The sequence below is a fragment of the Brevibacterium casei CIP 102111 genome (assembly GCF_900169275.1).
Classification (GTDB): Bacteria; Actinomycetota; Actinomycetes; order Actinomycetales; family Brevibacteriaceae; genus Brevibacterium; species Brevibacterium casei.
The window spans coordinates 1-18,177 of the sequence record NZ_FXZC01000007.1 but is presented as its reverse complement, the minus strand read 5'-3'; the positions used below and the strand labels follow the sequence as shown (position 1 = coordinate 18,177).

20 protein-coding genes and 1 pseudogene are annotated in these 18,177 nt (G+C 68.3%); 13 read left to right on the top strand and 8 right to left on the bottom strand.

What is annotated here, in order from left to right; genetic code table 11:
* Nucleotides 1–480 precede the first annotated feature (480 nt).
* The 8 genes and pseudogenes from trxB (at nucleotide 481) to chrA (ending at nucleotide 6,461) form a co-directional block, all read left to right on the top strand.
* Nucleotides 481–1,455, top strand: a complete 975-nt coding sequence (gene trxB, locus BC102111_RS14745; protein WP_040341762.1) for a thioredoxin-disulfide reductase — start codon at nucleotides 481–483, stop codon at nucleotides 1,453–1,455.
* Entirely contained in the window at nucleotides 1,452–1,778 is a 327-nt protein-coding gene (trxA, locus tag BC102111_RS14740) for a thioredoxin (protein WP_063249033.1), read from the top strand. The genes trxB and trxA overlap by 4 nt, the downstream gene beginning before the upstream one ends.
* On the top strand, nucleotides 1,775–2,881 hold the full coding sequence (arsB, locus tag BC102111_RS14735; protein WP_009378318.1) for an ACR3 family arsenite efflux transporter: 1,107 nt from the start codon (nucleotides 1,775–1,777) through the stop codon (nucleotides 2,879–2,881). Before trxA ends, arsB begins: the two co-directional genes overlap by 4 nt.
* The gene (locus BC102111_RS14730) at nucleotides 2,881–3,873 is read left to right on the top strand and encodes a metalloregulator ArsR/SmtB family transcription factor (protein ID WP_101624748.1); all 993 of its coding nucleotides are present in this window, start codon (nucleotides 2,881–2,883) and stop codon (nucleotides 3,871–3,873) included. The genes arsB and BC102111_RS14730 overlap by 1 nt, the downstream gene beginning before the upstream one ends.
* A 15-nt stretch (nucleotides 3,874–3,888) precedes the next feature.
* Nucleotides 3,889–4,287 (top strand): annotated as a pseudogene (locus BC102111_RS18075) (arsenate reductase ArsC); the annotation flags it as partial.
* Nucleotides 4,288–4,329: 42 nt separating this feature from the next.
* Nucleotides 4,330–4,734, top strand: a complete 405-nt coding sequence (locus BC102111_RS18070; protein WP_223289987.1) for an arsenate-mycothiol transferase ArsC — start codon at nucleotides 4,330–4,332, stop codon at nucleotides 4,732–4,734.
* A gap of 163 nt (nucleotides 4,735–4,897) precedes the next feature.
* A complete protein-coding gene (locus BC102111_RS14720; protein ID WP_009378310.1) occupies nucleotides 4,898–5,248 on the top strand; it encodes a PadR family transcriptional regulator in 351 nt (116 codons plus the stop codon).
* Complete coding sequence (gene chrA, locus BC102111_RS14715; RefSeq protein ID WP_009378308.1) at nucleotides 5,241–6,461, top strand: chromate efflux transporter; 1,221 nt, start codon at nucleotides 5,241–5,243, stop codon at nucleotides 6,459–6,461. Before BC102111_RS14720 ends, chrA begins: the two co-directional genes overlap by 8 nt.
* Nucleotides 6,462–6,556: 95 nt before the next feature.
* On the opposite strand, the gene mutM is transcribed toward chrA, so the two are convergent.
* Together mutM and BC102111_RS14705 are read right to left on the bottom strand one after the other, a co-directional pair.
* Complete coding sequence (gene mutM, locus BC102111_RS14710) at nucleotides 6,557–7,411, bottom strand: bifunctional DNA-formamidopyrimidine glycosylase/DNA-(apurinic or apyrimidinic site) lyase (RefSeq protein ID WP_040341758.1); 855 nt, start codon at nucleotides 7,409–7,411, stop codon at nucleotides 6,557–6,559.
* A 579-nt stretch (nucleotides 7,412–7,990) separates the two neighbouring features.
* Nucleotides 7,991–8,989 (bottom strand): arsenic resistance protein, encoded by a 999-nt coding sequence (locus tag BC102111_RS14705; protein WP_009378305.1) that lies wholly within the window; start codon nucleotides 8,987–8,989, stop codon nucleotides 7,991–7,993.
* A 105-nt stretch (nucleotides 8,990–9,094) separates the two neighbouring features.
* On the opposite strand from BC102111_RS14705, the gene BC102111_RS14700 reads away from it, so the two are divergent.
* The 4 genes from BC102111_RS14700 to lspA are packed head-to-tail and all read left to right on the top strand — an operon-like array spanning nucleotide 9,095 to nucleotide 12,384.
* The gene (locus BC102111_RS14700; protein WP_009378303.1) at nucleotides 9,095–9,520 is read left to right on the top strand and encodes a MerR family transcriptional regulator; all 426 of its coding nucleotides are present in this window, start codon (nucleotides 9,095–9,097) and stop codon (nucleotides 9,518–9,520) included.
* A gap of 37 nt (nucleotides 9,521–9,557) precedes the next feature.
* Nucleotides 9,558–9,917 carry a Cd(II)/Pb(II)-sensing metalloregulatory transcriptional regulator CmtR gene (gene cmtR / locus BC102111_RS14695; protein ID WP_007633539.1) on the top strand — a complete coding sequence of 120 codons (360 nt, stop codon included), beginning with the start codon at nucleotides 9,558–9,560 and terminating at the stop codon, nucleotides 9,915–9,917.
* Nucleotides 9,914–11,824: a heavy metal translocating P-type ATPase gene (locus BC102111_RS14690; RefSeq protein ID WP_180960663.1), complete on the top strand. Its 1,911-nt coding sequence runs from the start codon at nucleotides 9,914–9,916 to the stop codon at nucleotides 11,822–11,824. The genes cmtR and BC102111_RS14690 overlap by 4 nt, the downstream gene beginning before the upstream one ends.
* Nucleotides 11,821–12,384, top strand: coding sequence for a signal peptidase II (gene lspA, locus BC102111_RS14685; protein WP_009378298.1), 564 nt, complete (start codon nucleotides 11,821–11,823; stop codon nucleotides 12,382–12,384). The genes BC102111_RS14690 and lspA overlap by 4 nt, the downstream gene beginning before the upstream one ends.
* A 195-nt stretch (nucleotides 12,385–12,579) precedes the next feature.
* Here the strand turns inward: lspA and BC102111_RS18065 are convergent, their stop codons facing one another.
* The 6 genes from BC102111_RS18065 to merA all read right to left on the bottom strand — a co-directional run bounded on the left by BC102111_RS18065 (nucleotide 12,580) and on the right by merA (nucleotide 17,205).
* On the bottom strand, nucleotides 12,580–12,705 hold the full coding sequence (locus BC102111_RS18065) for a zinc finger domain-containing protein (RefSeq protein WP_223289965.1): 126 nt from the start codon (nucleotides 12,703–12,705) through the stop codon (nucleotides 12,580–12,582).
* Between the two features lie 591 nt (nucleotides 12,706–13,296).
* On the bottom strand, nucleotides 13,297–14,214 hold the full coding sequence (locus BC102111_RS14670; RefSeq protein ID WP_009378292.1) for a cytochrome c biogenesis CcdA family protein: 918 nt from the start codon (nucleotides 14,212–14,214) through the stop codon (nucleotides 13,297–13,299).
* Nucleotides 14,215–14,217: 3 nt separating this feature from the next.
* Nucleotides 14,218–14,697 carry a TlpA family protein disulfide reductase gene (locus BC102111_RS14665; protein ID WP_009378285.1) on the bottom strand — a complete coding sequence of 160 codons (480 nt, stop codon included), beginning with the start codon at nucleotides 14,695–14,697 and terminating at the stop codon, nucleotides 14,218–14,220.
* A 45-nt stretch (nucleotides 14,698–14,742) separates the two neighbouring features.
* Entirely contained in the window at nucleotides 14,743–15,036 is a 294-nt protein-coding gene (gene merT, locus BC102111_RS14660; RefSeq protein ID WP_009378284.1) for a mercuric ion transporter MerT, read from the bottom strand.
* 28 nt (nucleotides 15,037–15,064) lie between these two features.
* Nucleotides 15,065–15,733 (bottom strand): organomercurial lyase MerB, encoded by a 669-nt coding sequence (gene merB / locus BC102111_RS14655; protein ID WP_009378283.1) that lies wholly within the window; start codon nucleotides 15,731–15,733, stop codon nucleotides 15,065–15,067.
* 50 nt (nucleotides 15,734–15,783) lie between these two features.
* The gene (gene merA / locus BC102111_RS14650) at nucleotides 15,784–17,205 is read right to left on the bottom strand and encodes a mercury(II) reductase (RefSeq protein ID WP_009378282.1); all 1,422 of its coding nucleotides are present in this window, start codon (nucleotides 17,203–17,205) and stop codon (nucleotides 15,784–15,786) included.
* A gap of 103 nt (nucleotides 17,206–17,308) precedes the next feature.
* On the opposite strand from merA, the gene BC102111_RS14645 reads away from it, so the two are divergent.
* Nucleotides 17,309–17,698 (top strand): heavy metal-responsive transcriptional regulator, encoded by a 390-nt coding sequence (locus tag BC102111_RS14645; RefSeq protein WP_009378277.1) that lies wholly within the window; start codon nucleotides 17,309–17,311, stop codon nucleotides 17,696–17,698.
* The last annotated feature ends 479 nt before the right edge of the window (nucleotides 17,699–18,177 follow it).

Here is an 18,177-nt window from a genome sequence, read left to right as displayed (position 1 = left end):
GGCCTCAAGACTTCAACATGCCAACGGCGCGGTCGAATGTATAACCGGGCATCCGCGACCGTGCGCACAGGACTCCTCCGCCATCGAGGATGGGCACTGCGTCACCTATGACGCACTCCCGGTCACCCTTGCTTCTTCTTTTGGCGTCCTGTTCGAGCTAGTGGTCCGTGAAGACCTTGGCGATGGACGTCGTCCGCTCCCGCGTCAGAGGCGGCGCGGTCCGGACATTGGCCCACTCCCCTCGCTCCACTGAGTTCAAGGGAAAGGTCCGATCTGTGCGTGGGCTGCGCCATGCGGCCACCTGGTGCAGGAACGCGGTGCGTCATCCGGATTTGAGGGCGTAGGCGCATCCAATGCACGCCGCCATGCGGCCGCTCCAACCCTGGCGGGTGCGTGGTGCGGCGACATCCAAGGTGAACATCGAGTGAACCCTCATGTGCCAGCTTGACCCATTGATTCGACATCCTTCAATATAGAAACATGTCGAATCAAGATACTGAGTTGGTCATCGTCGGATCGGGCCCTGCCGGATACACTGCCGCGGTCTACGCGGCGCGAGCAGGCCTCGCCCCAGTGTTGATCGCCGGTTCGGTCACGGCCGGCGGCGCGCTGATGACGACGACCGAGGTGGAGAACTTCCCCGGCTTCGTGGACGGCGTCCAGGGACCGGAGCTGATGGAGGCGATGCGTGCGCAGGCCGAGCGCTTCGGTGCCGAGATCGTCTATGACGATGCGATCCGCCTCAGCCTCGACGACGGCGTGAAGATGGTCGAGACCGGGAATGGCGTGACGTATCGAGCCCGCGCGGTGATCCTGACGATGGGCTCGGCCTACCGGAAGCTCGGCCTCCCCGAGGAGGATCGTTTGTCCGGGCACGGCGTCTCCTGGTGCGCCACCTGCGACGGCTTCTTCTTCCGAGATCAGCAGATCGCTGTGGTCGGCGGCGGAGACTCCGCGATGGAGGAGGCCTTGTTCCTCGCCCGGTTCGCTTCGAAGGTGACCGTGGTCCACCGGCGTGACGAGTTCCGGGCGTCGAAGATCATGGCCCAGCGCGTCATGGAGCACCCGAAGGTCGAGGTGGCATGGAACAGCGAGGTCGCCGAGATCCTCGGCGACGAGCGAGTGACCGGGTTGCGGCTGCGCGACACCACCAGCGGGGCCGAGCGCGCTCTCGACGTCACCGGGGTATTCGTCGCGATCGGGCACGATCCGCGCTCCGAACTCGTGGCCGGTCAGGTCGGCATCGATTCCGACGGCTATGTACAGGTGGCCCACCCGTCGACGCGGACTAGCCTGCCGGGCGTCTTCGCGGCCGGCGATCTGGTGGATCACACGTACCGGCAGGCGATCACCGCCGCCGGCACCGGCTGCGCCGCCGCGCAGGACGCCCAGCACTACCTGTCGAATCTTGCTCCTGCTACCCACGCGGAGCCCGTCCTGGAGGTCTCCGCATGAGCACCATTGCCCACGTCACCGACTCCACTTTCCAAGCCGAGGTGACTGAGTCGGAACTACCTGTCATCGTCGACATCTGGGCCACCTGGTGCGGGCCGTGCAAGGCGATCGCTCCGATCCTGGACCAGCTCGCCGAGGAGTACGACGGTCGTGCCCGGATCGTCAAGGTGGACGCCGACCAGAACCCGGAGACCGTGACAGCAGCCGGGGTGACATCCATCCCGACCCTCGCCTTCTACAAGGGCGGAGAACGGGTCGATGTGCTGATCGGCGCGCATCCGAAGCCTGCCATCGCCGCGAAGCTCGAGGAGCTGCTCGCATGACCGCCGCATCCACTGCTACTGCCCGCATCGCGCCGAAACGGCTCTCCACGCTCGACAAGTGGCTGCCGCTGTGGATCGGCCTCGCCATGGTCGCGGGACTCCTTCTAGGCCGATTCCTCCCTGCACTGTCAGACCTGCTGAGCCATCTGGAGGTCGGCGGGATCTCGGTCCCGATCGGGCTCGGGCTGCTGGTGATGATGTACCCGGTGCTCGCGAAGGTCCGCTACGACAAGGTCGCCGCCGTCACCGGCGACAAGAAGCTGCTGGCCTCCTCGCTTGTGCTGAACTGGCTGGTCGGCCCCGCCGTGATGTTCGCCCTCGCGTGGATCTTCCTGCCAGACCTGCCCGAGTACCGCACCGGCCTCATCATCGTGGGCCTCGCGCGCTGCATCGCCATGGTCGTGATCTGGAACGACCTCGCCTGCGGCGACCGCGAGGCGACCGCGGTGCTCGTGGCGATCAACTCGGTGTTCCAGGTCGTGATGTTCTCCGTGCTCGGCTGGTTCTACCTGACGGTGCTGCCCGGCTGGCTGGGCCTGGATGCTCAGGGGCTGGAGGTCTCGGTCTGGCAGATCGCGCTGAACGTGCTGGTGTTCCTCGGCGTGCCGCTCGTCGCGGGCTTCGCCTCGCGATGGATCGGCGAGAAGCGGCGCGGACGGGATTGGTACGAGGAGAAGTTCATCCCGAAGGTCGGTCCCTGGGCCCTCTACGGCCTGCTTTTCACCATCGTGCTGCTGTTCGCCCTGCAGGGAGACGCGGTGCTGGGCAAGCCGCTGGACGTCGCACGGATCGCGCTGCCGCTGCTGGTGTACTTCGGCCTGATGTGGTTCGTCGGGCTCCTGCTCGGCAAGGGCATCGGCCTCGGCTACGCGCGGTCGACGACCCTGGCCTTCACCGCGGCGGGCAACAACTTCGAGCTCGCGATCGCCGTCGCGATCGGCACCTTCGGGGCGGCGTCCGGCCAGGCGCTGGCAGGCGTCGTCGGGCCCCTCATCGAGGTCCCTGTCCTGGTGGGGCTCGTCTACGTCTCGCTCTGGGCCGCCCGCGCATGGTTCCGCACAGACCCGTACGCCGCTGAAACCATCACTGAATCGAGGACATGATGAGCGAGGACATCCTGCTGCCCGAGCCGTGCGCGCCGACAGCGTCGCACGCGATCAGCACTGAGGTCGCGGCCACGGTCGCGAGCGCGTTGAAGGCGCTGGGCGACCCCTTCCGGCTGCGGATGCTCTCGGCGATCGCGGCAGACCCGCGCGGAGAGTCCTGCGTGTGCGACCTCGCCGAGCTCGCCGAGGTCTCCCAGCCCACGGTCTCCCACCACCTGAAGGTCCTCAAGAACGTGGGCCTGTTGGACGCCGAACGCCGCGGCACCTGGGTCTGGTACCGCATCAACCCGGCACGCCGTTCGGCGGTGACCGCACTGCTGGACGCCTTCGCGCCGGCGGCCATCGCCGAGGCAGCGCCCGAGGCACTGCCTGACGAGGACCCTGCGGACACGGACGCGCAGATCGCCCATCTCGCCGCGGACCTCGCGGCCGCGACCCCGGCCCTGCCGCCCGAGACCGTGACTGGCATCGTGCGGGAGTCCTACGCCGCACTGGCCCGCAGCGCGAAGATCACCCGCTACATCGTGCCGCTGACCGAACGGTTCGCGAGGCAGCGCCTGGCCGACCTCACCCGAGACCGCGAGAGCGCCGCACCCCAGGTGCTGTTCGTCTGCGTCGCGAACGCCGGCCGCTCCCAGCTCGCCGCCGCCCTGGTCAGCCGGCTCTCCGGCGGACGGGTGATCGCCCGCTCGGCCGGATCTACCCCGGCCGCGGACGTGCACCCGCACGTCAGGTCCCTGCTCGCGGAGATAGAGGGAGACGACGCATCTCAGCGCTTCCCGAAGCCGCTCACCGACGACGCCGTGCGCGCCGCCGACGTGGTCGTGACCATGGGATGCGGCGATGTGTGCCCGGTCATCCCCGGAGTCCGCTACGAGGACTGGGCCGTGGGAGACCCGGCCCTCGCCTCGCCCGAGGGCGTCGCGGCCATCCGCGACGACATCGAATCCCGTGTCCGCAAGCTGCTCGACACGCTCCTCACCGACTGAAACCGAAGGAACCTCATGACCGACCAGAAGCCCTCCGTCCTGTTCGTCTGCGTCCACAACGCCGGACGCTCCCAGATGGCCGCCGGCTACCTCCGCGACCTCGCCGGCCACCGCATCGAGGTCCGCTCCGCAGGATCGATGCCCGCCGACCAGATCAACCCGATCGCGGTCGAGGCCATGCGCGAAGAGGGCATCGACATCACCGCCGAGCAGCCCAAGGTCCTCACGACCGAGGCCGTGCAGGACTCCGACGTCGTGATCACCATGGGCTGCGGCGACGCCTGCCCGTTCTTCCCCGGCAAGCGCTACGAGGACTGGAAGCTCGAGGACCCGGCAGGGCAGGGCATCGAGGCGGTCCGGCCCATCCGCGACGAGATCCGCTCGCGCATCGAAGCGCTCATCGAGGAACTGCTCCCCCCGGCCGCCCCGCAGCAGCAGGACGAGCGCCAGCCTTCGGTGCTGTTCGTCTGCAAGAAGAACGGCGGGAAGTCCCAGATGGCCGCCGCGCTCATGCGCAAGCTCGCCGGCGACGCCGTCCAAGTCCACTCCGCGGGCACGGCCCCGGGGTCCGAGCTCAACGCCATGTCCGCCGCGTCCGTCTCCGAGGTCGGGGCGAGCATGGACGGCGAGCACCCGAAGCCGATCGACCCGGGCCTCCTGCTTTCCGTGGACCGCGTCGTCGTCGTCGGCGAGGAAGCCGTGGTCGAGCCCGTGCCGGGAATGGCCGGGGTCCTCGAGACCTGGGTGATCGACGAGCCGTCGACGCGGGGCATCGAGGGCGAGGATCGGATGCGCCTGATCCGTGATGAGATCTTCGGGAAGGTCCGCGAGCTCGCCACGGAGCTCGCATCTGAAGACTGAGCGAACCTCTGCAAGAACGAAAGGCGTTCGCTCGCGCTGCTGGGGATCGAACTTTCTCGCACCGGAGCAGAAGCCCCCGCCGTCTCGTGACACTTCAGCTGTTCGTTGAATCATCGAGACAGGCGACTCCGAGTCCTTGACTCACTATCTGTAGTCGATATCGATGCACGTTGCTGACATGGAGTCCAACGACGACGCTTCGACGGAGTTCGAGCACCACGACCTATTGTCCGGGCTCGTGCGCATGCACGTCCTGCACCACGCAGCGCAGGAGGAGATCTACGGGGCGTGGATGATCGAGGAGCTCGCAGGCCATGGCTACCGGCTTTCGCCCGGGACGCTATACCCGATGCTGCGCCGGATGGTCGCCGACGGATATCTGACCATGCGCTCCGAGCGCGACGGACGCACGGTGCGCAAGTACTACTCCGTCACCGACAAGGGACGCGAAGGGCTCGCCCAAGCGCGGGAGCGCGTCCAGATCTTCACCCGAGAGGAACCCGAACATGACTGATGCCGTGTCCGCACCGACGAGAGCCGTGGGAGGCTCCGCCTGGGAGGTGTTCCGCGTCTTCCTCAGGCTCGGCGTCACCTCCTTCGGCGGACCGATCGCGCACCTGGGCTACTTCCGCACCGAGGCCGTCGAGCGCCGGAAGTGGCTGGACGACAGGGAGTACGCCGACCTCGTCGCGCTCTGCCAGTTCCTGCCGGGCCCCGCGTCGAGCCAGGTCGGGTTCGCGATCGGCATGCACCGCGCCGGGGCCCTCGGCGCGCTGGCGGCGTTCCTCGCCTTTACGTTGCCATCGGCGGCGCTGATGGTCGCGTTCGCCTACGGGGCGTCGCTGTTCACCGGCCCCGTCGCCGAGGGACTGCTCATCGGGCTGAAGATAGTCGCGGTCGCCATCGTCGCCCAGGCGGTCCTGGGGATGGCGAAGAGCCTGGCTCCCGACAGGCAGCGCGCGTCGATCGCAGCCGTCGCCGCGGCCGCGGCCCTGCTGCTGGCCGGATCGTCAGGGCAGGTCATCGCGATCGCGCTCGGCGCGGTCGCCGGGTACTTCTTCTGCCGTGCTGCGAGCATGGCGACCGGCGGGGCGCTGCACTTCCCCGTCCGGCGCGGCGTCGGCGCAGCGAGCCTGGTCCTGTTCGGGATCCTGCTGCTCGGCCTGCCAGTGGCAGTGATCGCGACGGGCTCAGGAGGTCTAGCGCTCTTCGACGCCTTTTACCGCGCGGGCTCCCTGGTCTTCGGCGGCGGGCATGTCGTCCTGCCGCTGCTCCAGTCCGGAGTCGTCGAGACCGGGTGGGTGGGCGACCAGCAGTTCCTGGCCGGCTACGGTGCTGCGCAGGCGGTGCCCGGGCCGCTGTTCACCTTCGCCGCGTTCCTGGGCACGGCATCGACCACTGGGCCCGGCGGAGTCCTCGGAGCGGCGATCGCCCTTGTCGCCGTCTTCCTGCCCGGATTCCTGCTCCTGGTCGGCGTGCTGCCGTTCTGGAACTCGCTGCGCCAGCGCCCCTGGGCCCAGGCCGTGATGCGCGGAGCCAACGCCGCGGTCGTCGGTATCCTCGCCGCAGCCCTGTACTCCCCGGTGTTCTCCACCGCGATCACTGGCCCCGGCCCGTTCGCTCTCGCGCTGGTCTGCTTCGTGCTCCTGATCGCGTGGAAGCTGCCGCCGTGGGTCGTCGTGATCGTCGGCGCTGCTGGAGGAGTGCTGCTCTCGCTCGTGCCCTGAACGGACAGCTTGTGTCGTCCGCGGGAGCCCTGAGCACTTTCTCCACATCTGTCTGCTCAACGTCCGTGACCTGGCCTCCTCAGGCAAACTCCTCATCACGCTAGGGTCGTTGTCGATTTTCGCTGGCAGATCGGACACGAGTGGCTCGAGCGGTTCATGAATTGTTCCCGCACGATCGGCGTCCCGCAGCGCGTGCAAGGCTGGCCGGTACGACCGTAGGCATTCAGGCTGCGGGCAAAATAACCGCTGCTGCCGGCCACGTCGACATAGAGGGAATCGAACGAGGTTCCGCCTTGGTTTAGCGCGGCGGCCATGACGTCGCGCGCAGCATCGATCAGCGTTGAGATCCTTGGCTTGCTCAAGGACGATGCCGCCGTCTCCCCGTGCACCTTGGCAGCCCAGAGTGCTTCGTCGGCGTAGATGTTCCCGATGCCGGACACTACCGTCTGGTCCAGCAGCACGCGCTTGATGCCGGTTTTTTTGGCCTTGATCAACGCAACTGCTGCCGGCTGGTCGAACAGCGGATCGAACGGATCCCGCGCGATGTGGGCGATCGGCGAGGGTAGCACCGCTCCGCCTTCGTCGTACATCAGATGCCCGAACGTGCGCTGGTCATCGAACCGCAGATCGTGGCCGCCGTCGGTGAAGGTGATCCGCGCCCGCTCGTGCGCAGCGACGGCAGCATCAGGCGACGTGATGAGCATCTGCCCGCTCATCCCCAGGTGAGCCAGTAGTGCGTCCTCGCCGTCCAGGATCAGCCACAGGTACTTACCGCGGCGGGCAGTCCCCGTGATCGTCGCCCCGACCATCCGTGCGGCCAAATCCTCCGTACCGCGCACATGACGGCGGGCCGCACGCGGATGCAGAATAGTGGCCGAGGCGATCGTCCGGCCACGGACATGATCGTCGAGTCCACGGCGCACGACCTCGACCTCAGGAAGTTCAGGCACGGGTAGCACCTCGCAGTGTCCGGGACCCAGGGCTACGGCGGTGCGCTACTGAACAGGTCGGGCTATCGAGGCGCTTGGTCAGAGCCTGTCGTGCCAAGTCAGACCGGGGTATGATTCGTTGACGCCGGCCCGCTGACCGGCACTGCCAATCGCGACATTGGAGTGAACGGCCTCCTTCGACCCGCTTTAATGCAATGTTTAAGTAGCCCTACTTCCCACGATAGATACATTGAAAAACTGGGAGAGTAAGACGATGGCGTTTTCGCTGGTCAGAGGCTACTTCACCGCTAAGTGACGTGCGTATGATGTGTGCTGCCTCCACACCAGAGTACGGCCTCACGACGTCAACCTACCAACTGCCCGATCGAAGGAAGGATCGGGCATCCGCGACCCGTGCGCACAGGACGCCTTCGCCATCGAAGCAGTCCCGGCCTCCACTTCTCCTTCTCTTGGCCTTCTGTTCGATCAGGTGGTAGTGGGGACCTGAGCGACGCCCGCCGGCCGCCCTGACGAGAGCCGAGGCCCGCCTTCGGCACTTCTCTGATTGAGGGATCCCGGCACCCCCGTTGCACGAGGCTTCTACGACACGGACTTCGCCGGTCCTATCTCAGGATCGTGAGCCACGCGGATGATCCACGGGATCAGTCGCACGAAAACCACCATGACGACCAGCTCGACCAGGGTCTGCGTGACGACCACGAGGGGCGCGAGGTCGAACGCCGCGGGCAGCGCGAGCACCAGCGGCAGCACGACGAGTGAGTTCCGGGTCGCGCCGCTGAACACGATCGCCCGTCTGCCCGGCACGTCGAGGCCCGCGACTCTGCCCGCCAGCATCCCGACCGGCACCATCACGGCGGCGAAGAGGACGTAGACCGGCACCGCGAGGAGCAGAGAGCCGAGCCGCGCGCTCACGCCAGCGATCTGCGAGGCGACGACGACCGCGAGCGTGGCGACCATGAGCGGCACCATCGCGCCCATGACCGCCTGTTCGACCCTGCGCGCGGCGCGCGATCTGGCCGCGGACAGCTGGGTCAGCGCCGCGCCCACGAGGGGCAGGGCGATGATGAGCACGAAGGCCTCGACGAACGGCGCGAACTCCACGGACCCCACGAACTCCGCTCCGACGAACAGCCATAGGTACAGCGGCAGCAGGAGCATTTGGGTGAGCATCAGCAGCGGGGCGGCTGCCAAGAGCTTCTCCTCGTCGCCGCCGGCAAGCCCGGCGAAGACGATCACATAGTCGATGCACGGGGTCAGCAGCACGAACAGCACGCCGACGAGGAGCACCTGGTCGTGGGCCACGATCCCCGACAGCAGCCAGACGACGGCGGGCACCAGCACGAAGTTCACGACGAGGATCGCGGCGAGGAAGCGCCAGTCGCGGAAGGCGTGCCCGATTCTGCCGAACGGGATGCCGAGGAACGTGGCGTAGAGCAGCAGCGCGAGCACTGGGTGGATCGCCAGCTCGGCCGGGTAGGCGACCACGGGCCAGGCCAGCCCGACGACGGCCCCGATCGCCAGCCCCGCGACATAGAGCGCGACCTGGTGCCGCTCCATCCATTCCACGCTCATCTGCATCTGTTCTCCCTCATCACGTGCAAGGGCGGGCAATCCCGCCTACAGAAAAACGTTAGACCTTGAACCCGGGTTGAAGGTCAAGCTAGCGAAGCATAGGCTCGAAGCATGAAGATCTCCGAGGTCGCCGAGCGCAGCGGAGTGCCGGCGAGCACGCTGCGCTACTACGAGCGCCTCGGCTTCCTCGCGGCGCGCCGGAGCCCGAACGGATACCGGGACTTCGACGAGGGCCACCTCGAGCGGCTCGACTTCATCGCTTCAGCCAAGCGGCTCGGACTCGAACTGCCCGAGATCCGCCGCCTCTTGGAGCTCGCCGACACGGGCACCTGCACCGGCGTCAAGGTCGCGCTGCAGCCGCTGCTGGCCGAGCAGATCGCCGCCGTCGAACGGCAGATCAGCATCCTGACCGTACTCCAGGAACAACTGAGCGCGGCGCAGGCCCACGTCGACGACTGCCCGGACAGCGACGAGCAGTGCCGGTCCGAGTGCGCGTTCCGGGCCTTCGCACGGACCGCGCCGGTGCCCCATCAGTAATAGCCAATAGGTCAGCCATTGCTGTATAGTTCAGTGCATGCTGACTATTGCTTCTCGCCTCGACGTCATGAACCGGCTGGGCCGGGCCATGGCGGACCCGACGCGCTCCCGGATCCTGATGACCCTGTTGGACGGGCCGAGCTACCCGGCCGTGCTCTCGCGCGAGCTGGAGCTGACGCGCTCGAACGTGTCGAACCACCTGACCTGTCTTCGTGACTGCGGGATCGTGGTCGCCGAGCCCGAGGGGCGGCAGACGCGCTACGAGATCGCCGACCCGCACCTCGCGGCGGCGCTCACGGCGCTGGTGGACGTGACGCTGGCCGTGGACGAGCACGCGCCGTGCGTGGACGCCGAGTGCACGGTGCCGGGCTGCTGCGGGACTGGAGCGGGCGCGTGAGCGCGGCGTGCGGGTGCGACGAGCCGGAGACCCGGGTCGGCGAGGAGGCCGAGGAGGAGCGGGAGCGCCCGTGGTGGCGTGACCGCGGGATCATGGTCCCGGTGCTCTCCGGCGTCGCCTTCGGCACGGGCCTGGTCCTGGAATGGACGGGGGCGGAGATCCCGTCGCTGGTGGCGTTCTGGATCGGCCTGCTGCTGGGTGCGTCGACGTTCACCCCGGGCGCGGTCCGCAAGCTGTTCAAGGGCAAGCTGGGCATCGGGCTGCTGATGACGATCAGCGCGGTGGGCGCGGTCATCCTCGGCTACGTCGAGGAGGCCGCGGCGCTGGCGTTCTTGTACTCGATCGCCGAGGCGCTGGAGGACAAGGCGATGGACCGCGCCCGCGGCGGGCTGCGGGCGCTGCTCAAGCTGGTCCCGGAGACCGCGACCATCCGGCGGGATGGCGCGTCCGTGGAGGTCGCCGCGAAGGATCTGGCCGTTGGTCAGCTGATGCTCGTGCGTCCGGGTGAGCGGATCGCGACCGACGGGATCGTCCGCACGGGCCGGTCGAGCCTGGACACCTCGGCGATCACCGGGGAGTCGATCCCGGTGGAGGTCGAGCCCGGCGACGCGGTGTCGGCCGGGGCGATCAACACTGCCGGTGCCCTGGAGGTCGAGACGACCGCGGCGGGTACCGACAACTCGCTGACCACGATCGTGGAGCTGGTGGAGCAGGCGCAGGCCGAGAAGGGGGACCGTGCCCGCCTGGCCGACCGCATCGCCCGGCCGCTCGTGCCTGGCGTGCTGATCCTCGCCGCTCTCGTCGCGGTCATCGGCTCGCTGCTGGGCGACCCGGAGCTGTGGATCACCCGCGCCCTCGTGGTGCTCGTCGCCGCGTCGCCGTGCGCGCTGGCGATCTCCGTCCCGCTGACCGTCGTCGCCGCGATCGGCTCGGCGAGCAGATTCGGCGTGATCATCAAATCCGGTGCCGTGTTCGAGCGGTTCGGCGTGATCCGCCACGTCGCCGTCGACAAGACCGACACCCTCACCCGCAACGAGCCCGCCGTTACCGCCGTCCTCACCGCCGACGGAGTGGACGAGGCGCGGGCATTGGCGTGGGCGGCGTCCCTGGAGCAGCACAGCACCCACCCGCTGGCCGCCGCGATCACCGCCGCCTCGCCCGGAGCCCCCGCCGCCCTGGACGTGACCGAGCAGGCCGGGCACGGCATCGAGGGCACCCTCGACGGGGCCCGGGTCACCGTCGGCAGCCCCCGCTGGCTGGACGCCGGGACGCTCAAGGACCAGGTCGCGGGCTTGGAGGAGCAGGGCATGACCGTCGTGATCGTGCACCGCGACGACGTCCCGGTCGCCGCGATCGGGGTCCGCGACGAGCTGCGCCCCGAGGTCCCCGAGGTGGTCCGCACCCTCGCCGCCCAGGGCGTCGGGGTGACGATGCTCACCGGCGACAACGCCCGCACCGCCCGGGCGCTGGCCGCGCAGGCCGGGATCGAGGACGTCCGCGCCGAGCTGCGTCCCGAGGACAAGGCCGCCGCGATCAGCGAGCTGGGCAGGCACGGCTCGGTCGCGATGATCGGCGACGGCATCAACGACGCCCCCGCCCTGGCCGCCGCGGACATCGGCATCGCGATGGGCGCGACCGGCTCCGACGCCGCGATCGAGTCCGCCGACGTCGCCTTCACCGGCCACGACCTGCGACTCCTCCCGCGCGCGTTCGACCACGCCCGCCGCGGCAGGCACATCATCAACCAGAACATCATCCTGTCCCTGCTGATCATCACCGCGCTGCTGCCGCTGGCGCTGTTCGGCGTGCTCGGCCTCGCAGCGGTGGTGCTGGTGCACGAGATCGCCGAGGTGATAGTGATCCTCAACGGGCTCCGCGCCGCCAGGACGAGGAAGACCGCCTCGTGAACGTGCCGGATGCCGTCGAGACGGCTGACGCCGGCGTCGCGGACGAGAAGGCCCCGCCTCCTCCCACCCGGCGGGCGGTCGGCGCAGCTCTCGCCGTCGGCGCGCTCGGCCTCGCTCTGGACCAGGGGACGAAGGCCCTCGCGGCCGCGCGGCTGACGCCGGGCGAACGGGTCCCGCTGCTCGGCGACTTGTTCGGCCTGTCCCTGGTCTACAACCCCGGGGCCGCGTTCTCGCTCGGCGCGGGATCGACGTGGATCTTCACGGCCGTCGGCGTCCTCGCTTCGGTGGCGGTGGTCGTGTTCGCCGCGCGGCTTCGGGGCTTGCGGTGGGGCCTTGCCCTGGGCATGGTCCTCGGCGGTGCGGTCGGCAACCTCGTCGACCGGCTCGGTAACCCGCCCGCGATCGGTCAAGGGCACGTCACGGACTTCCTCGCCTACGGGAGCCTCTTCGTCGGGAACATCGCGGACGTCTTCGTGGTCGCCGGTGTCGGCCTGGTCTGCCTGAACCTCGCCTCGCCGAGGCCGGGCGAAAATCATCGCGTACGAAATGCCCAGCCGTGATGAAACTGGAACAGCTGAACATCGCCACCCACAGGAGATGTTTCGTCACGAAAGTGCGACCTCGGTCTTCGGAGTCCGGTTCAGTTCTACTTCACCGAGTTCTTGCATCCGGCGGGGCGTATTCGATCGATGCTGGGGCCTACGTGCATTGATCAAGGCGCGTCGAAGCAACACTCATCGCGTGAAGCAGGGCCTCTATCGTTCCAGCTGGCAAACCGGGCAGAGGTGGCTCGATCGGTTCATGATCTTCTTCCGTACTATCTGCGTTCCGCAGCGCTCGCACGGGTGTCGAGCGATCCCATAGCCAGCCAGAAGGTGCACCCCGTAGCCTGCGTCACACAATAGGAGCAATGAATTACGGGAGGTGTGACGAAGGGGTCTGAACTGTTCACCGGCGGATTCACGCCGGCGGGCGTGGTGACGTACAGTGCCTATGTTACGAGAACGGAGCCTCAGGACTTCAGCCTGAGAGGAACGGGCGCAGTCGAGGAAAGAGCCGGCCACAAGCGATCTACGGTCCAGGAAACCTCTGCCATCGACGGATGGACATTACATCCCTGCTGCGAAGACCCAGCTTCGACACCTCATTTTCGTTTGCCATCACATTCGAGCAGGTGGTCAGCGAAGATCCGGGTGATGTCCTCGCCTGTTCGCGCGTCAGCCGCAGCGCAGCTTTGCCGATCTTCTGGACGTGCACGTCGTGCACGACCGAGCCGAGCGCCTAGTCCAAGACCGAGACTCGGATCATTGTCCTGATGAGCGGGCGTCCGTCGCGTCCACTCACCTTCTCGGTACGGGCCGGAAGTCTTCCCCGCCATATTCGCCGCCAGATGATCTTGGCGCTGTAGTTTTGGCGCTCGGCGGTAGTTACGACGTCGAGTCAATCGTCCTCAGATTCCGGCAGAGTCGTGCTCACTCCGTCGTCGCGCTCGGCCGGTCGTCGGCAGAGTGCGCTTGCTCGGCGTCGCAGCAGTCTCCATTGGCCTTCCAGATGGACATAGGACGGCGTCCGGCGAGGGTTCCGAGCAGCAGCGCGACGAACACGGCCGCGACGGACACTCCGGTCACGACGCCGACGTGCCCCTGGACCCAGTCAGACACCGAAGTTGCGACCGCGGCGACGGCATTGGTGCGGCCGAACGCTGAAGCGTCACCGGTGACGGCCGGGTACCAGTACCAGGCCAGGTAGGCCCCGGTGAGGATGAGCACGGCGGCGGTGACCCTGGGGCCATAGCGTGCCAGTGAGGCAATGCGTCGCGAGAGCGCCGTACCGGCAGCGGCAGCGGTGACGGCGACGAGCAGCAGGACGCTCGCGGATCCCGCGGCGTAGACGGCGAAGACGAGGAGCAGGCCGGCGAAGCTGGCTGTGGCCTGCGCCTGCGCGACGACGGCGAGGAACACTCCGAAGGTGCACGACAGCGACGCCGCGGCGTAGCCGACCCCGAAGACGACCATGCGTGCGGTGCTCGGCGGACGCGCCGTGACCCGGCTGGGGATGCCGGGCAGCCGGAGCGAGAACGAGCGACCGGCCAGCATCGCCGCGCCGAACAGGACGAGCACGACGCCGACGGCGAGCCCCAGTGCTGGAGCGGCCTGGATCAGGCTCCGCGCTCCGGCACTCACAGCGATACCCGCCAGCGCCAGCGTGCCTGCGAACCCGATTGTCACGGCGAGGCCTGCCCGCAGCGATCGCAGGAGGCGCACCGGGGCCGGGGAGGATGCGGCGTCGCCCAGCGCGTGGGTGATCCATGCCGGAAGCAGTGCAAGACCGCAGGGGTTGACCGGGGCGATCATTCCGGCAGCGAAGGCGAGGGCAAGGAGTCCACCCATGGCTCAGGCCCCGGCCTTTTCGAGCTCGCCGATGATCGTCTCAGCGTCGGGGTCGGTGGCGCGGAAAGTCACCCGGCCGTCGGAATCGACGATGATGAGCGTGGATAGCGCGGCGACGTCGAATCGCTGGGACAGGGTTGCGCCCTGGTCGATGGCGGCGGGGACGCGTTCAGCCTCGACGTATTTCATGAAGCCTTCGATAGTCTCCTTGGTTTCGCGCGGATCCATGTCGACGGCGAGGAATCCGGCACCGGTGCCGTTCGCTTCCGCGCTGGCGGCGGCCTCGCCGAGGGATCGGACCCCGCCGACGCATTCGCCGCAGCCGACAGAGAAGAAGAACACCGCGGTGGGCTTCCCCGCGGCGGGCAGGCTGACCTGCCTGCCGTCGATGCTGGTCACGGCCGCGGGCGAGCCGACATCGGCTGTGGGCGCGGCGTCGTCAGATTTGCCGCAGGCGGTCAGGACCAGCGGTCCTGCGACCATGAGGCCTGCGAACGAGAGCGCCGCGCGGCGGGTGAGGGGGGGTGGTCATAGGTTCTGGTCTTCCTTCGTGTCGGTGGCATGATCGGAATCAATGGTCGGGCAGCAGTCGTGGCCGGTGCGGTCGCTGCGGGTCCGGCGGTGGGCGGCGGCGAGTACGACGAGCACCACGAGCGCCATGCCGGTGCCTACCACACAGGGGTTGGCGAGGATCCCGCCGAGGCCGGCGAGCACGCCGCCGGCGATGAGCAGCGGCAGACCGCAGCACAGTGCCATGAGGAGCACGACCCCTGCCCCGAGCACCAGGCCGCCGCCGGGTCGGTCGTCGCGTCTGGTCGTCATCGGTGTTCTCGTTTCATTCGGGGCCCGGCTAGCAGCAGCGGTGGCAGCGGTCGGCAGTCTGGGCGTCGGCCCGGAGCCGGTCGAGCAGGTGGGAAGCGAGTTCGATGCCGATCCGATGGGCTTCGATCACCGGCACCGCTTGAGCCCCTGGGTGCTCAGCGAGCCATCCGGCGGCGTCGTCTGCAGATGTAAAGTAGTGCACCTGGTCGCAGAACGAGGAGCGGATCGAGGTGATCTGCTCCGGGTTCACCAGGGACACGACGGCGCTCGCGGGTTCGACGCGGGTGACGCCGGTGGCAGGGTCGACGTTGACGGCGACGACGATCCTCTCGCCGCTGGCCGGGGAGACAGACTCCACGCGGGCCGCCCGGTCGAGGAGGCCAGGGAAGACCAGGGTGTCCAAGGCGCACCAGGTGTAGAGCTCCTGATCGGCCACGGCGAATCGGTGCGGGGTCGGGCGCAGGGTGAGGCCCTGGCCGACGATGCGGCCCTGGTCGTCGTACTCAGTGTCGGGCACGGCGGCCAGTCCGTTGCAGGCCTGCTCAGGGGTGCGGCCGGCGGCGGTGGCGAGCTGCTCGATCGTGACGGGGTCGCCGTCGACGAGCAGCCGCAGCAGCGGGACCAGCAGGCCGGGGTCGAGGCCGGTCTCCTCGGGCCTGTTGAGCCGATCGGGCAGTTGCGTGCTGAGGTCGGACATTTCGGTTTCCTCCATTTCTGAGTTCGGGCAGGTGCTGCTTCCGGGTCGGGTCAGGCGCAGCAGGACAGCTTCGAGACGTCGGCGGTGAAGGCCTTGGCGGCGATCCGGATGCCCTCGGCCATGGTCAGGTACGGGGCCCAGGCGTCGGCGACCTCCGCGACGCTCTTGCCGAGCACGTGGACTCCGGCAGCGGCGAGCTCTCCGGCGTCCTTGGCAACGGCGGTGAGGCCGAGGATCTCTCCGGTGTCCGCGTCGGCGACCATCTTGATGAACCCGCGGGTGTCCCGGTTCACCAGCGCGCGGGGCACGTACTCCAGCGGCAGCACCCGGCAGTCGCAGCGGATGCCTGCGTCGAGGACCTGCTTCTCGGTCATGCCGACCGCGCCGATGGCAGGCCCGGTGAACGTCACACGCGGCAACCGGGCATAGTCCACCGACCTCTCGGCGTCGGCGAAGGCGTTCTCGGCGACCAGAGTGCCGTGGTGGGCGGCGACGTAGACGAATTCGGGGTGCCCGGTCACGTCGCCGGCGGCCCAGATCCGGGGGTTCGAGGACTGCAGCTGGTCGGAGACCACGATCTGCCCGGATTCGCCGGTCTTGACCTCCACCGCCTCAGGGTTCAAGGCATCGGTCACGGGCCGGCGGCCGAGCGCGACCAGGAGCTGGTCGGCGCGGAACTCCTGCGAACCGCCGGACACGTCGGCGGCCACGATGACCTTCCCGTCGGCGCTGCGAGCGACGCTGGTCGGGACCGCTCGGCGGACCACCCGGATGCCCTCGTCGGCGAAGACCTCGGCCAGCGCCTTGGACACCTCCGGCTCCTCCTTCGAGGCCAGCCGGGAGCGCACCAGGAGGGTGACATTCGATCCGAGGCGGGCGAACAGCTGGGCCTGCTCCAGCGCCACGTATCCGCCGCCGAGCACCAGCAGCGACTCGGGGACCTCGGTCAGCTCCATCGCCGTCGTGGAGGTCAGGTACCCGGCCTCCTCCAGCCCGTCGATCGGCGGGGCCCAGGGATGTGAGCCTGTGGCGACCAGGTACTGGGCGGCCTCGATCGTCTCGACAGCGCCCTCGGCAGACCTGACCTCGAGGACCGGAGCTTCAGGGGTGCCGGCGAACGCGGCTTCGCCCTGCCGTACGTGCCAGCCGTACGACTTGGCGACGTCCACGTACTTCTCACCCCGCAAGCCCTCGACGAGGTCCTGCTTCCCGCCAATCAGCGTCGGCATGTCCACCGGTCCCGCGGCCGTGGCGATGCCGGGGAACCGCTGCGAGGCGTCTACGGCAACATGCCGGGCATCAGCGGCGGCGATGAGCGCCTTCGACGGCACGCAGCCGGTGTTCACGCACGTGCCGCCGAAGGTCCCGCGCTCGATCATCGCCACCGACTTGCCGAGCGTGGTCGCGCGGATGGCGGCGGCGAACGCGCCGCCTCCGGATCCGATGATGGCGAGGTCGTACTTGGTAGGCATCGCTGCTCCTGTCAGTCCTTGGATTTCTGCTCCGTCTCAGCCATACTGGACCTTCCAGTACAGGGGAAGGTCAAGCGCGGCCGCGACACGGATGGAGGAGGCCATGAGGATCGGGGAATTCGCCGAGGCGGCCGGCACCACGGCGAAGACGCTGAGGTTCTACGAAGAGCAGGGGCTGCTCCCCCCGCCCGACAGGACGTCGTCGGGGTACCGCGACTACCCGCCGGACGCAATCGCGCGCGTCGACTTCGTCCACCGCGGCCAGGCTGCCGGCCTCACGCTCGCCCAGATCCGCCAGATTGTGGACATCCGCGACGCCGGCCACGCCCCGTGCGCCCACGTCCGAGACCTGCTCGACGCGCGCCTGCGCGACATCGAGCAGCAGATCGCCCAGCTCACCGCCTTGCGCGACACCATCGCCAACCTCCGGGACGACGCGGCGCACCCCGAGCCCGAGACCTGCAGCGCGGACCAGGTCTGCCGGTACGTATAGACAAGAGAGCCGCGACCGGCGAATCCGACAGACCGCTGTTCCAGGGCGCACGACGATGCGCAGTGGCGCAACGATGCTGCCCCCTTCAGGGATGGCGGCAGGGACGATGGCCAGAGGAGCCGTTCTGGCATCGACATCTCGGTTTGGTCGATTGGCGAGCACCACGTCAGGACACGAGGACAGACCGGTTCAGAAGGGCCGGATCTGTTCACTCGGGACTCGCCGAGCTAGCAGAGCTGACCGCGGTCCACCATCCACGGCGATGAGACTCGCTATATATCTATGTACAGCGGATCGAGCCGAACCCCACTGCGACCGCGGTCCGCCTGCAACTCGAGAGACGACCTCTCGACTAGTGTCCTGCGCCTTAAATTCGGTCTGTAAGTTGTAGGATTGGAGTATGGCGCGAACTGGACGACCCAAGGCCGAACTGATCCTGACGGATGAGGAGCGGGAGCAGCTTGAGCGCTGGACTCGGC